Annotated in this window: 14 protein-coding genes; 6 read left to right on the top strand and 8 right to left on the bottom strand. The window is 72.2% G+C overall.

Features of this window, described 5'->3' with window-relative positions; genetic code table 11:
• Positions 1 to 62: 62 nt before the first annotated feature.
• The 3 genes from ABZ370_RS43075 to ABZ370_RS43065 form a co-directional block, all read right to left on the bottom strand.
• Complete coding sequence (locus ABZ370_RS43075) at positions 63 to 944, bottom strand: ABC transporter permease subunit (protein WP_358633754.1); 882 nt, start codon at positions 942 to 944, stop codon at positions 63 to 65.
• Positions 941 to 3745: an alpha/beta fold hydrolase gene (locus tag ABZ370_RS43070; protein WP_358633751.1), complete on the bottom strand. Its 2805-nt coding sequence runs from the start codon at positions 3743 to 3745 to the stop codon at positions 941 to 943. Before ABZ370_RS43070 ends, ABZ370_RS43075 begins: the two co-directional genes overlap by 4 nt.
• 229 nt (positions 3746 to 3974) lie before the next feature.
• Positions 3975 to 4505, bottom strand: a complete 531-nt coding sequence (locus tag ABZ370_RS43065; RefSeq protein ID WP_358633748.1) for a TerD family protein — start codon at positions 4503 to 4505, stop codon at positions 3975 to 3977.
• A 240-nt stretch (positions 4506 to 4745) separates the two neighbouring features.
• Between ABZ370_RS43065 and ABZ370_RS43060 the strand changes: the two genes are divergently transcribed.
• Positions 4746 to 5114: a BlaI/MecI/CopY family transcriptional regulator gene (locus ABZ370_RS43060; protein WP_358633745.1), complete on the top strand. Its 369-nt coding sequence runs from the start codon at positions 4746 to 4748 to the stop codon at positions 5112 to 5114.
• Complete coding sequence (locus ABZ370_RS43055; protein ID WP_358633742.1) at positions 5111 to 6022, top strand: M56 family metallopeptidase; 912 nt, start codon at positions 5111 to 5113, stop codon at positions 6020 to 6022. Before ABZ370_RS43060 ends, ABZ370_RS43055 begins: the two co-directional genes overlap by 4 nt.
• A 30-nt stretch (positions 6023 to 6052) precedes the next feature.
• Here ABZ370_RS43055 and ABZ370_RS43050 read toward each other — a convergent pair whose 3' ends face one another.
• Together ABZ370_RS43050 and ABZ370_RS43045 are read right to left on the bottom strand one after the other, a co-directional pair.
• Positions 6053 to 6697 carry a DUF305 domain-containing protein gene (locus tag ABZ370_RS43050; protein WP_358633739.1) on the bottom strand — a complete coding sequence of 215 codons (645 nt, stop codon included), beginning with the start codon at positions 6695 to 6697 and terminating at the stop codon, positions 6053 to 6055.
• A 66-nt stretch (positions 6698 to 6763) separates the two neighbouring features.
• The gene (locus ABZ370_RS43045) at positions 6764 to 7237 is read right to left on the bottom strand and encodes a hypothetical protein (protein ID WP_358633736.1); all 474 of its coding nucleotides are present in this window, start codon (positions 7235 to 7237) and stop codon (positions 6764 to 6766) included.
• A 250-nt stretch (positions 7238 to 7487) separates the two neighbouring features.
• On the opposite strand from ABZ370_RS43045, the gene ABZ370_RS43040 reads away from it, so the two are divergent.
• Complete coding sequence (locus ABZ370_RS43040; protein ID WP_358633733.1) at positions 7488 to 10490, top strand: SpoIIE family protein phosphatase; 3003 nt, start codon at positions 7488 to 7490, stop codon at positions 10488 to 10490.
• Between the two features lie 117 nt (positions 10491 to 10607).
• Here ABZ370_RS43040 and ABZ370_RS43035 read toward each other — a convergent pair whose 3' ends face one another.
• The gene (locus tag ABZ370_RS43035; RefSeq protein ID WP_358633730.1) at positions 10608 to 11495 is read right to left on the bottom strand and encodes a dihydrodipicolinate synthase family protein; all 888 of its coding nucleotides are present in this window, start codon (positions 11493 to 11495) and stop codon (positions 10608 to 10610) included.
• 126 nt (positions 11496 to 11621) lie between these two features.
• Between ABZ370_RS43035 and ABZ370_RS43030 the strand changes: the two genes are divergently transcribed.
• Positions 11622 to 12620, top strand: coding sequence for a 2-hydroxyacid dehydrogenase (locus ABZ370_RS43030; protein WP_358633727.1), 999 nt, complete (start codon positions 11622 to 11624; stop codon positions 12618 to 12620).
• 5 nt (positions 12621 to 12625) lie between these two features.
• A complete protein-coding gene (locus ABZ370_RS43025; protein WP_358633724.1) occupies positions 12626 to 13960 on the top strand; it encodes an MFS transporter in 1335 nt (444 codons plus the stop codon).
• 74 nt (positions 13961 to 14034) lie between these two features.
• Here the strand turns inward: ABZ370_RS43025 and ABZ370_RS43020 are convergent, their stop codons facing one another.
• Positions 14035 to 14313: a hypothetical protein gene (locus ABZ370_RS43020; protein WP_358633721.1), complete on the bottom strand. Its 279-nt coding sequence runs from the start codon at positions 14311 to 14313 to the stop codon at positions 14035 to 14037.
• Between the two features lie 143 nt (positions 14314 to 14456).
• Between ABZ370_RS43020 and ABZ370_RS43015 the strand changes: the two genes are divergently transcribed.
• Positions 14457 to 14825, top strand: coding sequence for an arsenate reductase family protein (locus tag ABZ370_RS43015; protein WP_358633718.1), 369 nt, complete (start codon positions 14457 to 14459; stop codon positions 14823 to 14825).
• A 130-nt stretch (positions 14826 to 14955) separates the two neighbouring features.
• Here ABZ370_RS43015 and ABZ370_RS43010 read toward each other — a convergent pair whose 3' ends face one another.
• Complete coding sequence (locus ABZ370_RS43010; RefSeq protein ID WP_358633715.1) at positions 14956 to 16587, bottom strand: AMP-binding protein; 1632 nt, start codon at positions 16585 to 16587, stop codon at positions 14956 to 14958.
• Positions 16588 to 16739 lie beyond the last annotated feature (152 nt).

The following is a 16739-nucleotide window of genomic DNA, read 5'->3' as shown; positions in this document are numbered from 1 at the left end:
GCGGCCGCCATGGCACACACCTCATGGCGGCACCCGTCACGGCGCACCGGTCAGGGCCCGGGCTAGGACACCACGTCCTTCCGGCCGAAGCCGCGGAAGGCGAGGGCGAAGAGCACCAGCGAGAGCGCCACGGACACCGCGGTCCCCTTCAGCATTCCGCCCCACTCCAGCTGGGGCTGGAGTGCGTCGGCCCAGGCGAACTGCCAGTGCGCGGGCAGGAACTCACGCCAGGAGCCCAGCGCCGTGACGGCGTCCAGCACATTGCCGACGATGGTCAGCCCGACCGCGCCGCCCACCGCGCCCAGCGGTGCGTCCGTGACGGTGGACAGCCAGAACGCGAGGGCGGCGGTGACCAGCTGGGACAGGAAGATGTACGCGACGACCAGGGCGAGCCGGATCAGCGCGTCCCCCGTCGCCAGCTCGCCGCCGGTGGGCAGGCTCAGCGGCCCCCAGCCGTACGCCACCGTCCCCACCAGCAGCGCGACGAGCGGCAGCAGCACCATCGCGGCCGCGCTGAACGCCAGCGCCACGGCCAGCTTTCCGGCCAGCAGCCGGGCCCGGGGCACGGGCGCGGCCAGCAGATAGCGCAGGGAGGACCAGTTGGCCTCCGAGGCGACGGTGTCACCGCAGAACAGCGCCACGGGCACGACCAGCAGGAAGGCCGCCGAGACGAAGAGCGCGGTGGCCGCGAGGTTGGCGCCCGAGGAGGTGGCGGTCTCCATCAGGGTGACCCGGTTGTTCCGCCCCTCGGGAGTGCCGCCGATCGCGAACGCGGCGACGAGGACGAACGGCAGCGCGGCCAGCACCGCGCCCATCACCAGGGTGCGGCGCCGGCGCAGCTGCCGTACCGCCTCGACCCGCAGGGGCAGGGTGTGGCGCGCCCGGTAGCCGGGCGCCGCCTCCGTCACAGGGGCCGTCACGGGGTCCGTCACGGAGCCGCTCATGCGGAGCCTCCTTCGATCAGCGTCAAGAACGCGTCTTCCAGGCGCCGGTTGGGCCCGAAGCTGGTCACCGGGACCTCCAGCCGCATCAGCTCGGCGAGCAGCCGCGCCGGGGTGGCGCCGTCGACCAGGACGAGCAGCCCGGCGTCGGTGCGCGCCGCGGAGGTGATGCCGGGCAGCGCGCCCACCTTGTCGACCAAGGCGTCGCTCAGCTCGCCCTCGTGGCCGACCAGCAGGCTCTCCCCGGTGCCGGTGATCTCCCCGACCGGGCCCGCCTGCACCAGCCGGCCACGGTCCATGACGACCAGATGGGTGCAGGACTGTTCGACCTCGGCCAGGAGATGGCTGGAGACGATCACCGTGCGGCCTTCGGCGGCGTACCGGATCATCACCTCGCGCATCTCGCGGATCTGGGGCGGGTCGAGGCCGTTGGTCGGCTCGTCCAGGATGAGCAGATCCGGCAGGCCCAGCATGGCCTGGGCGATGGCCAGCCGCTGCCGCATGCCCTGGGAGTACGTACGGACCGCGCGCTCCAGCGCGTCGCCGAGGCCCGCGATCTCCAGCGCCTCCGCCAGGTGCGCGTCGGCGGCGGGCCGTCCGGTGGCGCGCCAGTACAGCTCCAGGTTGGCGCGTCCGGTCAGATGCGGCAGGAAGCCCGCTCCCTCGACGAAGGCGCCCACCCGGGACAGGACGGGCGCGCCGGGCCTGATGGCCTGGCCGAAGACGCGGATCTCCCCGCCGTCCGGGCTGATGAGCCCCATCAGCATGCGCAGCGTGGTGGTCTTTCCCGCGCCGTTCGGCCCGAGCAGCCCGAGCACCTGCCCCTTCTCGACGCGGAAGGAGAGGTCGCGTACGGCGTACCGGTCGGCGGACTTGGCGTAGCGCTTGCTCAGATCGGTGATCTGCAGTGGTACGTCCGTGAGTTCGGGGTCGGGCGGCGGCGTGGACGTAGGCCGCCGGCCGGTCAGCAACAGGGCGAGCGCCACCAGGGCGCCGCCCAGCGGCAGCCCCCACACCCACCAGGGAAGCGACGCGGGCTCGGTGTGCACACCCGGCGCGGTCGGCACGGTGAGGCCGTCGCCCGCGAGCGCGACGCGGTACGTGGCGGGCTGGTCCGGGGAGCCGTAGCCGAGGTCGGTGGAGGCGAGCACGAGCCGCAGCGAGTGGCCCGCGGTGATCTCGTGGTCGACGGCGGGCAGCCGGAGCGTGACGGTCTTGCCCTGCTTCGCGCCGGTGACGCGGACGGGGGTGACGAGCTGGGAGGGCAGCACCTGCTGTCCGTCCGGCCCGACGTCGTACACCTTGGCGAACAGCACGGCGTCGTCGGTGTCCGCCCGCACCCGGACCTTCGCCTCGGGCGCCCCGGTGATCCGCAGGGGCTGCTTCAGCGGTGCGGAGTCGAAACGGGCGAACTGGCCGGGGATGTCGAGGGAGAGGCCGATCCCGAACGAGGAGGCCTGGGACAGCGCGCCGATGCCCGGCACCGCGGAGATCGAAGGCGGTCCGCCGCCGGGCGGGTTCGCGAACGACTGCTCGCGGCCGCGCAGCGCCACGGTCCGCCTACCGTCCTCCAGGCCCGGGTAGCGGTCGCCGGTGGCGCCGCGCAACTGGACAGCGCCGTTGGTCGAGTCGACGCCGCCGGTGCGGGTGACCCGGAAGGCGGGCCCGGTGTCGGTGCCCCGGTCGCCCTTGAGGTAGCGGTCGAACCAGTCGCGGGTGCGGGACTGGACGCGCCCGGTCTCGCGGTCGCCGCCGTCGTGTCCTCCGTCGGTCCAGTCGACGTCGACCGGGGCGCCGTTGCCCTTGACCGCCTTCGCCATCGCGTCGGCCTGGCCGAGCGGGAAGAGGGAGTCGGACTGGCCCTGGAAGATCAGCGTCGGGACCTTGATCCGGTCGGCCACGGCGGACGGGCTGCGGGCCTCCAGCATGCGCCGGGCCGCGTCGTCCGGCTTTCCGGCGACCGCGACGCGCTCGTACATCGCGCACAGCTGCTTCTCGAACCGTCCGCAGCCCTGGTTCCGCCCGTCGGTGGCGGGCGGGGCACTCGGGGCGGCCTGGCCGCCCTGGCCTTCCTGACTGCCCTGGCCGCCGCTTTGGCCGCCTCCGCCGCCCTGTGAGCCGGACCCCTCCTGGGAGTCCTGGCCCTCCTGGCCTCCCTGCTGGCCGCCCTGCTGACCTCCGGACAGGTTGGCCGAGCCGGTGGTGAAGAAGAGCCCGGCCCACAGCTTCTTGAAGACGCCGTTCGGGAAGAGCGCGTCGGCCAGGTTCCAGTAGGTGATCTCGGGCGCGATGGCGTCGACCCGCCGGTCGTACCCCGCGGCGAGCAGCGACAGCGCGCCGCCGTACGAGGCACCGGCGACGCCCACCCGCGGATCGCCCCGGGCGTCGAGCCGCACCTCGGGCCGCTTCGCCAGCCAGTCGATCAGCCGCCGGGCGTCGGCCACCTCATGGTCCGGGTCGTTGAGCCCGATCTTGCCGGTCGTTCTGCCGAAGCCGCGCGCCGACCAGGTCAGCACGGCGTAGCCGTCCCGGGCCAGCTCCTCGGCCTGCTCCCGGACGTCCTCCTTGCTGCCCCCGAAGCCGTGGGCGAGCAGCACCGCGGGACGGCGGCCCGGGCCCGCGGTGAAGTACGAGGTGTCGAGGCGTGTCCCCGGCATGTCCAGCACCCGGTCCGCACGGTGCACGGTCGGCCGGTCGTCGGCGGATACGGCGGCGGCCCAGGTGCCCGTACCCGCGAGGACGGCGACGGCGGCCACCGTCGCGAGCAGCCGCCGTCCGCGCGGCCGGGTCTTTCGGAGATCCATGACAGAACCCTAGGCATGAGATGCCGACGCCAGCGCTGACATCAGACGGATTCCGTCCCCCTTCTCAGGGAGTACGCGGCAACGGGCCGTACACCGGACGCGGTACGCCGCGGATCACGCCGTCCCGCCCGCGCGGCGTGGCGGCAGGTGGCGAGCCCGGAGCCGGGGGCGCTCCTGACGGCACGTTACGGCACGTTCGGAAATGAGACGCGGCCGGAAACAAGCACGGTCAGGAATAATCCTTGCCCATCACATCCGTAAAGGTTTCCGGGTCGACGGCGAATCCACGGGTGACGCCATGGATTCCCCATTCCCCCGATTCGTCCCGCGTGAACTCCGCGACCGTGGCCGCTGTGGCTCCGGGGACTGCGGTGAAATCGCCTTCCAGCAGCTCGGTGTATCCCTCGACAATCCGGACGCTGGCATTCCGGACATCGCCGAAGGTCTTCGGCCCGGCGCTCTGCTGGATCGCCACCCCCACCACGACGCGGGAGTACTCCTCGGACAGCCGCTCGAACTCCAGCGTCATCGCTTCGTCGGTGCCCAGCCCCTGGCCGGTGCGGCTGTCCCGGTTGAGATAGATGGTGCCGTCGGGCGACCGGCTGTCGAAGTGCACCAGATACGCGGGGTCACCATACGGATCGGTCGCCAGGTAGGTCCCGGCGACGATGTCGAGGTCATTGGCCGGCTCACCACTGGGGCTGGGATCCCACTTGAGCGCCACCTCGATTTTCCCGAGCCCCTTGCTCAGACCACTCATCCAGACTTCCCTTTCGCCTTACCCGGGTTGAATACGCGTCCGGTCAATCCTATCGTGTGCAAGGCCAGTTGAGGCTTTGGCCAGGGGCGGAGCACCCGGCGCTCCGCATGATCGGCGATCTCCGCACGACCTTCTCGGGCCGCCCGCCATTCCCCCCGGTGTCCGTCCCGCGATGGCGGCTCTCTACTATGGGCCTCCGTACTAACGGAGGTAAGCGTCTGACGGCGGAAGGAAGCGTCCATGCGGCGGCTGGGGGATCTCGAGGCGGAGATCATGGACCGTCTGTGGATGTGGCAGCGTCCGGCGACGGTGCGCGAGATCGTCGACGACATCAACACACAGCGGCCGGTCGCTTACACCACGGTGATGACCGTGGCCACCATCCTCTACAACAAGGGCTGGCTGCAGCGCGGCAAAGAGGGCCGGGCCTGGCTGTACTCGCCGGTACGCAGCCGTGAGGAGTACTCCGCCGCGCTGATGGAGGACGCGCTGGGCACCAGCCAGGACCGCCCCGCGGCGCTCGCCCACTTCGTCGAGCAGATGGGCCCCGAGGAGGTCAGCGCCCTGCGCAAGGCGCTGCGGTCGGCCGGACGGCGGCACCAGGAGTGATTCCGGCGCTCGCCCTGGCCTGCTACGCGGCCGCGGTCGGCACCCTGGCCCCGCGGGCCCTGCTGCGCAGCGCCTGGCCGCACCGCTCCCCCGCGCTCGCCGTGGCCGCCTGGCAGGGACTGGCCGTATCGTTCACGGTCGCGCTGGCGCTGGCCGCGTACCACCTCGCCGTCCCGACCGGACACCTCGACACGGGAATGTCCGACTTAGTCCACTTCTGCGGGCTGACGTGGAACGCCCGCATCCCGGCGCCCGGCCCCTTCGGTGTCCGGGCCGCCGTGCTGCCGCTCCTCGTGGCGCTGCTCGTGCTCGCCCGCGTCGGCCACGAGGTGCTGCGGGCGCGGCGGGCCCGCTCCCGCCACATGGGCGTACTGGACTTGGTCGGGCGGCGCTCGGCGCGGCTGCGGGCCACCGTCCTCGACCATGAACTGCCCGCCGTGTACTGCCTGCCGGGGCGCTGCCCGCGGGTGGTCGTGAGCACGGGCGCGCTGCGCGCGCTGTCCGGGGCCCAGCTCGACGCCGTACTGGACCACGAGCGCGCGCACATCGCGGGCCGCCACCATCTGGCGCTGGCCGCCGCCGAGGCGTTCGCCCGGGCCTTCCGGTGGCTGCCACTGGCCCGCGCCGCCCGGGAGCAGACGGCGATGCTGCTGGAGATGGCGGCGGACGACCGTGCGCTGCGCCGTCACCCCCGCGAGACGCTCGCCACGGCGCTGTACGAGATGGCGGCGGGCCGCGCTCCCCGCGGGGCCTTCGCGGCCGGTGGCCCCGGCGCCCTGGTCCGGCTGCACCGCATGCTGGGCCCGTGCCGCCGCCCGCATCCGGCTCTCCGGTTCGCGGTGGCCACGGCCGCCGCGGTCCTCCCGCTGCTCCCCGTGGTGGTCTGCGGCGTCCCGGGGATGCTGTAGGCGCCTCCGGAACGCCGCGGTTCCAGCGGTTCAGAGCCGGTCGAGGATCTTCCGCAGGGTGGTCACCTCGGTGGACTGGTTCTTGACGACGTCCCCGGCGAGCTTCTTGGCCTTGGCGTCGCGGCCGCTCTTCTGCTCGTCCTCGGCCATGGTGATCGCGCCCTTGTGGTGGTCGATCATCATCTGCGCGAAGGCGCGGTCGAAGTCGGCACCCTTGGCGGCCTTCAGCCGGTCCATGTCCTTCTGGGACATCATGCCGTCCATGCCACCCGATCCGTGATCCATGCCGGGCATGCTGTCCGAGGACGGCGACACCGGCTTGCCCCAGGCCTTCAGCCAGGACTTCATGGTCGTGATCTCGGGGTCCTGGGCCTTCTCGATCTTCCCGGCCAGGGAGGCGATCTGCTTGTCCCCGGCCCGGCCGTCCGCCAGCTTGGCCATCTCCAGCGCCTGCTGGTGGTGCGGGATCATCATCTGTGCGAAGGAGACGTCCGCGTCGTTGAAGCCGCCCGGTGCGGCGGAGGCGGTGGCCTTCTCGGAGGCGGAGGAGTCCTTGCTCCCGTGGTCCATGCCCTTCATGTCGTCGTTCCCGCCGCAGGCGGTGAGCAGCAGTGCGCCGGTGGCGACGATGCCCGCCACCGCCAGGCGGCGCGGTGCGTTCTTGTAGTGGGTCATGCCGATGTACCTCATGCCGTGTGTGATGTCGGTGTTCTGCGTTCTGCGGAGTGGCGCGGGTACGGCCTATATCCGCAGGACCGACAGGGCGGTGAGGTCAGGACTCGGCAGAGGAGGAACGGGCCGCGGTACGGCGGCCACCGGGGCGGACCGGGGCGGTGGCGGGCCACGGCGCCGTACAAGGGCGGCCCGCAGCACGGCCGTGAGCACCCACGCGCCGAGCACCGCCACGCACAGCGAGGCCATGTCCATCCCGGTCATGGGCGCGGACGGCGTGTGCTGCGCGGCCACGACGGGGACGGCCGCGACGGCCCGGGGGCCGTCGTCGTGCGAGGTCATGGCGGGCTCATGGGCCCGCGCATCACCCCGCATGACCTCATGCGTCCCGCCGGAGGCGTGTACGGCGGAGCCCGAGCCCATGCCCGAGCCGCCGTCGGGGTGGCCCATGGAGTGCATCATCAGCACACCGAGCACGAGCACGACGACGAACAGGAGGCGTCGCAGGACACCACCCGCCCGTACACGTCCACTCGCGTTCACGCTGTTCCTCCGACGATGCCAACAATGCCGACGACGACAATTGACCATGACGGGTAGCCCGTCGCCCTCACCTTACTGCTAAGGCGATTAGTACACGACGCGGCCCCGGGTCATCACAGAACCCCCTCCGTGGCGAACGGATGCCGCCATGGAGGGTGAAACACTTGAAAATGCGGACATATTCTTAGAGAGAGACTGGCCCGGAGGGTCGAGCCGGTCCGTCCGGGCCTCGCAGAGCGCAGGTGATCGCGTGGGTGTAAACGACCGGCACCCGGCACAGAACCACGCCCCGGCGCAGGAGCGCGCCCCCGCCCCGCTCCGGGAGGCGGAACGGGCCCGGCTGGTTCTGCTCGAAGCAGCGAGCGGAGGTCTGGGGGACGCGGAGCTGCTGCGGCTGGCGCTCGACCATCTGGTGGCCGGGCTCCAGGGCCTGGGCGGTATGGCGCATCTGCGCAGGCCGGACGGGCTGGGGCTGCGGCTGGTGGCCACCAGCGGCCTCAGCGGTCCGCTGCTCAGTGCGTGGCAGACCATCGAGTGGGGCGAGTCGGTCGCTCCGATGGCCGCCTTCCACGGCGGCGCCACCCTCTGGGCCGCCGACCCGGTCGGCCGCGGCTCGCTCGCCCGGAGCTTTCCGCCCGGTGTATGCATGGCGGCCATCCCGGTACCGATGAACGCCGGTCCACCGCTCGCGGTGCTGACGGTGCTGACGTCCACACCGCGGGCGGGGGACGCGGCCCAGCGCGATCTGGCCCGGACGATCACCGGCTGGCTGGCCCAGCGGCTGCGACGGGTGGCGACGGCCACGCCGGACGCCGGGCGGGCCCAGCTGCCGGAGGAGCCGCGGTCCGGACCCTGGCTGCAGCGCGCGCTGCGTACGGCGCGGATCGGCGCCTGGGAGTGGGATCTCCGCGGCGCCACCCTGGCCTGCGACGATCAGGCGCAGACGCTGCTGGGGTTCGAGCCCGGCGCCTTCGACGGCCAGGTCAACACCTGGCTGGGCGCCATCCACCCCGAGGACATGCCCTGGGTGCAGGCGGTCTCCAGCGCCGAGTCGCTGCGCGGCCGCAGCGAGTACAGCGTCGAGTACCGGGTGCGGCAGCCCGGCGGGGCGTACCGCTGGGTGCAGGCCCGCGGGACCGTGGCCGCCCGGGTGGACGGGGTTCCGGTCCGGGTGGTCGGCACGCTGTGGGACGTCACCGAGACCCGCCGCTCCCGGGACGCCTTCAGCCGCGCCCTGCGGTACATGGGCGACGGGTTCCTGGTGGTCGACGAGGACGGGCGGATCACGTACGGCAATGTCGAGGCCGAGCGTTTCCTCGGGGCCTCCGGGGAGCTGCGGGGCCAGGTGCTGTGGGAGCTTCCGAGGGCGCGGGCGATCGGCGTGGAGCCGCGGTTCCGGCGGGCGGCGTCGGCGAGGGCGCCCATCGACTTCCATGCCCGCTGGCCGCGCACCAACCGCTGGTACCACATCCGGCTGGTCCCGGTGCCCGACGGGATGACCGTGCACATCACCGATGTCACCGACCGCCGGGCGCTGGACGCCGAGCGCTCGGCCGCCGTCCACGCCGCCACCGAGCGCGCCACCCGGATCGCCGAGCTGACCAGCGCCTTCGCCGAGGCGCTGACCACTCAGGACGTGGTGAAGGCGGTCGCCGACCGGGTGCTGCCGCCGTTCGGGGCGACCGGGCTGATCTGCCAGCTCATCGAGGAGAAGCGGCTGCGGGTGGTGGGTTCCACCGGCTATTCGGACACCTTTCTGAGCTTCCTCGACAACGTTCCGCTGCCGCCGGACGCCCCGGTCAGCTCGCCCGTCACCCAGGTCCTCGGCTCCCGCAGCCCGCTGTTCATCTCCTCGCCCGAGGACTACGCCAAGCGTTTCCCGGAGGTGGTCGGCTATCTGCCGCTGAGCGGCAAGAAGGCCTGGGCGTTCCTCCCGCTGGTGGCCTCGGACCACCGGACCGGCTACTGCGTCGTCTCCTTCGACCGGCCGCGCCACTTCGGCGAGGAGGAACGCACGCTGCTGACCGCGATCAGCGGGCTGGTCGCCCAGGCGCTGGAGCGGGCCCGGCTGTACGACGCCGAGCACACCCGCGCCCAGGAGCTGCAGCGCGGGCTGCTTCCCCGCACGCTGCCCGCGCTGCCCGCCGTCACGGCCGCCGCGCGCTATCTGCCCGCCGGGGAGGGCATGGAGGTGGGCGGGGACTGGTACGACCTGATTCCGCTGTCCGGGGAGCGGGTCGCGCTGGTCATCGGGGACGTCATGGGCCATGGGCTGTCCGAGGCGGCCACCATGGGGCGGCTGCGCACCGCCGTGCACACGCTGGCCGATCTGGAGCTGCCGCCCGATGAGCTGCTGACCCACCTCAACGATCTCGTGGGGGCGCTCGGCGACGACTTCTACGCCACGTGTCTGTACGCCATCTACGATCCGACCACCAGCGTCTGTGCCTTCGCGTGTGCGGGACATCTGCCGCCCGCCATCATCCACCCCGACGGCACGGTGCACTCCCCCGGTTTCTCGCCGGACCCGCCGCTCGGCGCCGCGACCCCGCCGTTCGAGACCATCGAGGTGCAGCTGCCGGAGGACAGCATCCTGGTGCTGTGCACGGACGGGCTGATCGAGTCGGCGACGCGCGACATCGACCACGGCATGGCGTACCTCTCCCGCACCCTGGCCGACGCGCTGGCCAGGACGCCGGACCTGCTGCCGCGCAGTCCCGCCACCGGTGGCGGGACGGAGGTGGCCGGGGGCGACGGCCGTGTCCTCGGCCATCTCGACCGGCTGTGCGACACCCTCGTCGCCGCGCTGCTGCCCGAGCAGTCGCGCACCCAGGACGACGCGGCGCTGCTGGTGGCCCGGACGCATTCGATGACCGCGGACAACATCGTGTCCTGGCGGCTGCCCGACGCGCCGATCGCCGCCGGGGAGGCCCGCCACCATGTCCGGGACCAGCTCGGCGCCTGGCAGCTGGACGAGCTGGCCATGACCACCGAGCTGCTGGTCAGCGAGCTGGTCGGCAATGTGGTGCGGCATGCCAAGGGCCCCATCAGGCTGCGCCTGCTGCGCAGCCGCAGCCTGATCTGCGAGGTGTCCGACGGCAGCCCCACCACACCGCGCATCCGCCGGGCCTCCGACACCGACGAGGGCGGGCGGGGCCTCCAGCTGGTCTCCGCGCTCTCCCACCGCTGGGGCACCCGCTTCACCCCGACGGGCAAGTGCATCTGGGCGGAGCAGCCGCTGCCCACGAGCTGATCGCGGGCGCCCGGGAAGCCGAGCCGCCCGGGGAAACCGAGCGGCTCAGGGAGCCCGGGTGACTCAGGGAGCCCACGTGGCTCAGGGAGCCCACGTGGCTCAGGGAGCCCACGTGGCTCAGGGAGCCGGGTGGCCGGACACCTCGCGGGCCAGTGCCTCGATGTCGGCGGCGGTCGCCCGGTCCGGGTCGCCGACGGTCATCCGGGAGGTTCCGGCGGGCAGGCCGCGGGCCGTCTGGGCGTGCTTGATCCGGCCGATGCTGGGGCCGAGGAGACCGACGGTACGGTCCACCCGGTCCTGGAGGGCGGCGAGCCGTGCCTGGTCGGTGGTGTCGTCGCGCAGCGCCGCGGCCAGGTCGAGGAAGGGTTCGGGGAAGGCGGCCGAGCAGCCGGAAACCACCCCGGCGCCACCGGCGGACAGGACGTCGGCGAGCCGCTGGTCGTTGCCCGAGTAGACCTCGAACTCCGCCGGGAGTTCGGCGCGGTACGCGGCCACCTCGGTGGAGGGGGTACCGCTCAGCTTGACGCCGGCCAGCCCGCAGGAGGCGGCCAGCTTGCCGAACTCCACCGGCCCGACCGTCAGACCGCTGCGCTCGGGGAAGAGGTACGCGTACAGCTGGGCGTCGGGGGCGGCGAGCCGGACACGGCTGAAGTACGCCTCCAGTTCGTCCGTGCTCGCGGGCAGGTAGTACGGGGTGAGCGCGGCGATGCGGCGGACACCGGCCGCCACGGCGGCCCGGGTGAGCCGGACGGCGGTGTGCGCGTCGGCGGCGCCGATGTGCGCGATCACGCCGTCGGCGCCGGCCTCCTGCAACGCGGTCTCGACCAGCAGCAGCCGTTCGCCCTCGCTCAGCGCGGGGAACTCTCCGGTGGTTCCGGCCACGAGCAGCTGTCCGGTGGTGCGGGCGGCGAAGCCGTACTGGGCGCGGGCCGCGTCCAGGTCGAGATCGCCACTCGGGGTGAACGGCGTGGTGAGCGCGGTGACGACGGTGCGCTGACGGTCCATGTGCCTGACTCCTCACTCGGAAAACCGTTATCCGTTGTCGGTTAACCGTTGACAGCGATCGTAACCGTGGCGAAAACTCATGCCACCCCCCAGGGCCCCACAACATCACTCCAGGAGCCGCATGTGATGTCCGAACATCTCGTGACCCTGTACCACCTGAACGATCTCGGCGCCGACGAGCTGCGCCGGCTGCTGCCCGGCCACCCCGATCTGCGCGTCACCGAGATCGGGCCGGACGAAGATCCGCACGACCACCGGGACGCACTGGCCGACGCGACCATCGTGCTCGCCCCGCTGGAGAAGGAGCGCAGGATCTCCGCGGAGCTGCTCGACGGGATGGAGCGCTGCCGCCTCGTGCAGTCGGTGGCCGTCGGCTTCGACGGCGTCGACCACCTCGCCGCCGCCGAACGCTCGATACCGGTCGCGAACCTCCCCGGCTTCAACACCGACGCGGTGGCCGACTGGACCGTGGGCGCCCTGCTCTCCCTCCTGCGCCACTACGCGGCCGGGCACGCGAAGATCGAGAACGGTGGCTGGGGGCCCGAGGGGCTGCGGGGGCGCGATCTGTCCGCGCTCACCGTGGGCATCGCCGGGTTCGGCAGCATCGGCCGCGCCGTCGCGCGCCGCCTCGACGGGTTCGGCAGCGACGTCCTGGTGCACGATCCGGTGCCCTCCGAGCCGGACCGTACGTATGTGAGCCTGGACGACCTCGCCGCCCGCTCGAACGTGCTGACCCTGCACATGCCGCTGAACGAGGCCACCCGTGGTGTCGTCGGCGAGGAACTGCTGTCCCGGATACCCCGTGGCGGCTACGTCCTCAACGCCGGACGTGGCGGTGTCCTGGACGAGGACGCGCTGGTCAAGGCGCTGGACTCGGGGCAGTTGGCGGGCGCCGCACTCGATGTGTTCGCCGAGGAGCCGCTGCCCGCCGACTCCCCGCTGCGCGGCCGGTCCGATGTGCTGCTCACCCCGCACACGGCCGGGGTGACGGTCGAGGCGTACCACGCCATCCGGGCGCGGCTGGTGGAGAGTGTGGACCGGGTGCTGTCCGGCGAGGCCCCGCGCAATGTGGTCAACGGTGTCATCAGTGGCAGCGGCGGCGTCCGGCCGCCCGCGGGGGTGTGAGCGCCATGGCTCTCGGCAAGACCTCCGTGGAGGCGCCCGCCACCGCCGCGCCGAAGAGACCGGGGGGACGCACCGGCAAGGTCCGCTTCGTCGTCCTCGGGCTGCTGTTCGCGGGCATCACCATCAACTACATCGACCGCGCCACGCTCAGTGTCGCGCTTCCGCACATCACCGATGACCTCGGCCTGTCCGACGGGGTCGGCGGACTGCTGCTGTCGGCGTTCTTCTGGACGTACGCCTTCGGCCAGATGCCCGGCGGCTGGCTCGCCGACAAGGTCGGCCCGCGCATCATGCTCGCGATCGCCAGCCTGTGGTGGGGGCTGGCCACCGCGGCGATGGGGCTGGCCCGCGGTGTGACGTCGCTGGTGGGCCTGCGCGCCCTGCTCGGCATCGGCGAGGCCCCCAGCTTCCCGTCCAGCGCCAAGGTGGTCTCCCGCTGGTTCCCGGCCTCCGAGCGCAGCTTCGCCTCGGCGACCTTCAACAACGGCAACGCGGTCGGCGGCGCCCTGTCCATCCCGCTGGTCACCCTGGTGGTCACCGGTCTCGGCTGGCGCTGGGCGTTCGCCGTCGCGGGCGGCCTCGGCGCGCTGTGGGCCATCGGCTGGTGGCTCTACTACCGCGACCCGGAGGACCACCCGAAGCTCGGCGCCGCGGAGCGGGAGTACATCGAATCGGGACAGGAGAAGGAGACGGCCGAGGAGGCCGCGGCGAGCGCCCGGATCGGCTGGCGGGACCTGTTCCGGTTCCGGATGATCTGGGCGATGATGCTCGGCTTCTTCTGCGTCAACTTCGTCGCGTACTTCTTCATCACCTGGTTCCCGACCTATCTGGTGGACGAATACCACCTCGACGCACTGTCCTTCGGGTTCCTCGGCATGATTCCCGGTCTCGCGTCCATGCTGGGCGGCTGGTCCGGTGGCCTGTTCTCCGACTGGCTGGTGCGGCGCGGCACCGAGCGTACGAAGGCGCGGAAGATCCCGCTGGTCGGCGGGTTGCTGGGTACCTCGGTGATCGCACTCGCGGTCATCTCACCGGGCATCGGCACGGCGCTGACCGCGCTGTCGGTCTCCTACTTCTGTTCCACCTTCGCGGCGGCGAGCGTCTGGGCGCTGCCCGCCGACGTGGCCCCGACGGCCGCCCACGTCGGCTCGATCGCCGGAATCCAGAACACGGCGGCCAACATCGCCGGAATCCTCTCCCCGCTGCTGCTCGGGGTACTCAAGGGCATCACCCACTCGTTCGTGCTGCCCCTGACCCTGGCGGGGGGTGTGGCCCTGCTCGGCGCCGCCACCTACGCGTTCCTGCTGCCGAAGGTCGAGCGGCTGAAGCCGGCGGGGTGAGAGCGGGAAGCGGAGTGCTGGGGACGGGGAGCCCCCGCCGCGCCGGGAGATGGCGCGGCGGGGGCCCGGATCGGTCAGCGGTCGCTCTCCTGAAGGAGCGAACGCACCATGCGGCACGTGGTGTTGGACGGCGGGTGCACCCCGATCCGGACGGCGGTGGCACGTATCTTGCGGTTGCGCGCCTGCTCGGGGCGGTACACACCGGAGTTGAGCAGGGCGACGGCCAGGCGCATGGCCTTCAGCCGGCGGTTGTGGGTCTCGTACCACTCACGCGGACGCCCGGCGGGCATGCGCTTCTTCGGCAGGGTCGTAAAGCTCGGCAGGTCCGGGAGAGGGGTAGCGGCAGCGGCCATCGGCATCCTCCTGGGACGGTCGGTAACGCTCTCTTCCAATGCCTCCATTCTACGGTGGGGCACTGACAAAGCAGCCTGGTCAGGCGCCACGTGACCCGGATTCGACAGGTGTGCCGGGAGGGGTCTCGCGGTACGGTTGCGCCATGGAGATCTGGATCAATCCGGCGTGCTCGAAGTGCCGCGGCGCGCTCAGTCTGCTCGACGCGGAGGGGGCCGGGTACACCGTCCGCCGTTACCTCGACGACGTACCGAGCCAGGACGAGATCCGCGGCGTGCTGGCCCGGCTCGGACTGGAGCCGTGGGACATCACCCGGACGCAGGAGGCCGCGGCGAAGGAGCTGGAGCTGAAGGACTGGCCGCGCGACGAGAGCGCGCGCGACCGCTGGATCGCGGCGCTCGCCGAACACCCCAAGCTGATCCAGCGGCCGATCATCACCGCCGACGACGGTTCCGCGGTGGTGGGACGTACGGAGGAGGCGGTGCGGGAGGCGCTGTCGCGCTCCACGGGGTGACCGTGGCGCGCCACTGACCGTTGGGCGGCCCCGCCACTGCCCCCTTCGCCCCTCCCTCACAGACCCCTTGGGCCCTGGCCCCGTGCCGCACACGGGGACCAGGGCCCAAGGCTGTGGTGTCGCCGCCGCCTCAGCGGCCCCGGCCGGTGGTCGGCTGCGGGCGCAGCAGGAAGCGCTGCGTCTTGCCGCTGGAGGTCTTGGGCAGCGCGTCCACGAAGTGGATCTGCCGCGGGTACGCGTGCTTGGCGAACCGGTCCCGCACGACCTGCTGCAGCTCGGCGGCGAGCGCCTCGCCCGGCCGGGCCCCGGGGCCCAGGACGACGAAGGCCTCGATGACCTCGCCGTACTCGTCGTCGGGGATGCCCACCGCGGCGGCTTCCGTGACGGCGTCGTGCTCCTGCAGCACGCTCTCCACCTCGAAGGGGCCGATGCGGTAGCCCGCCATCAGGATGACGTCGTCGCCGCGCCCGGAGAAGAACAGCACGCCCTCCTCGTCCTGCGCCGCGGTGTCGCCGGTGTAGAACCAGCGCCCGTCGGGGCTGAACTTCTCGGCCGTACGCTCCGGGGCGCCGAGGTAGCCCGTGAACCACATCAGCGGGCTGCCCGCGACGTCGATCGCCACCCGGCCGGGGACGCCCGTCGCCGCCTCGGCGGAGTTGGTGTCCTCGCGCAGGATCTTCACCGACCAGCCGGGCAGCGGACGGCCCATGGAGCCGGTCTTGAGTTCGGTGCGCAGCGCCGGGTTCCAGGCGTGGGCGATGACCATGCCGGTCTCGGTCAGGCCGTAGTGGTCGCGTACGGGGACACCGAGCGCCTCCCGCGCCCACTCCACGACGTCCGGGGGCAGCGGTTCACCGGCCGCGGAGGCGCTGCGCAGCCGCAGGTCGCCGGGGGCGGCGCCGGACGCGCGCAGCTTGCGGTAGACGGTGGGCCCGGCGGTGAAGTTGGTGACGCCGTAGCGGGACAGCACCGTCCAGGTGTCCTCGGCGGAGAAGAGGCTGTTGAACAGCAGGCTGCGGCGGCCGAGGGCGAGCGGTCCGATGATGGCGTAGTACAGGCCGTACGCCCATCCCGGGTCGGCGGCGTTCCAGAACACGTCGGTGGGCTGGTGGTCGAGGGCGAACTCCTGGTACATCGCGAAGCCCGCGATGGCGTTCAGCGGGATCGGCACGGCCTTCGGGGAGCCCGCCGTGCCGGAGGTGAACAGCTCCACGATGGTGGCGTCGCCGCCCACCGCCACCGGCTCGGGCTGCGGGTCGTACGACGCCAGCAGCTCGGAGAAGGCGAGGTCGGTGCCGGTGGCCGGACCGGTCGTGATGATCTGCCAGGGCCGCTCACCGGGGAAACCGGCTTCCGGGTCCAGCTTGGGGCGCTGGTCGGCGTCGGTGATCACAGCCTTGGTGCCGTTGCCACTGATGCGCAGCGCGACGGCCGGTGGGGCGAACGCGGTGAACAGCGGCACCTGGACGGCCCCGAGCCGCCAGATGGCGAGGGACACGATGAGCAGTTCGGCGGACTTGCCCATCAGGGTGGCGACCCGGTCACCGGCCCCGACGCCTTGGGCGGCCAGGGCACTCGCCATGCGCGACGAGCGGTCGCGGAGCTCGCTGAACGTCATGTCATGGCTGGTCAGGTCCTTGCTCACCACGGTGAACGCCACGTCGTCGACCGGGTGCCGGTCGCACAGCAGGTACGCGGTGCACGCCGCTGGCTCACCGAAGGTCTTGAGCAGGTCAGCCATGCGCTGTTCTGGGCTGGTCAAGAGGGCTCCTTGGGCTGGTTTCCACACGTCGCGCCATACAGGAGGTCGGCGGTACCTTCCCGTTGGCCTGTACACGCTATCGCGCTTTTCGATGTGCTTCCGCAGCCGTGTGCGGTGCGATTCCGGCTCGTCAGCGCGGTGTGAACACGCCC

This window comes from Streptomyces sp. NPDC005962, from assembly GCF_040629205.1.
In the GTDB taxonomy this organism is placed as follows: Bacteria; Actinomycetota; Actinomycetes; order Streptomycetales; family Streptomycetaceae; genus Streptomyces.
Note: the sequence above shows the minus strand (reverse complement) of the source record. Positions and strands in the feature narration are given on the sequence as shown.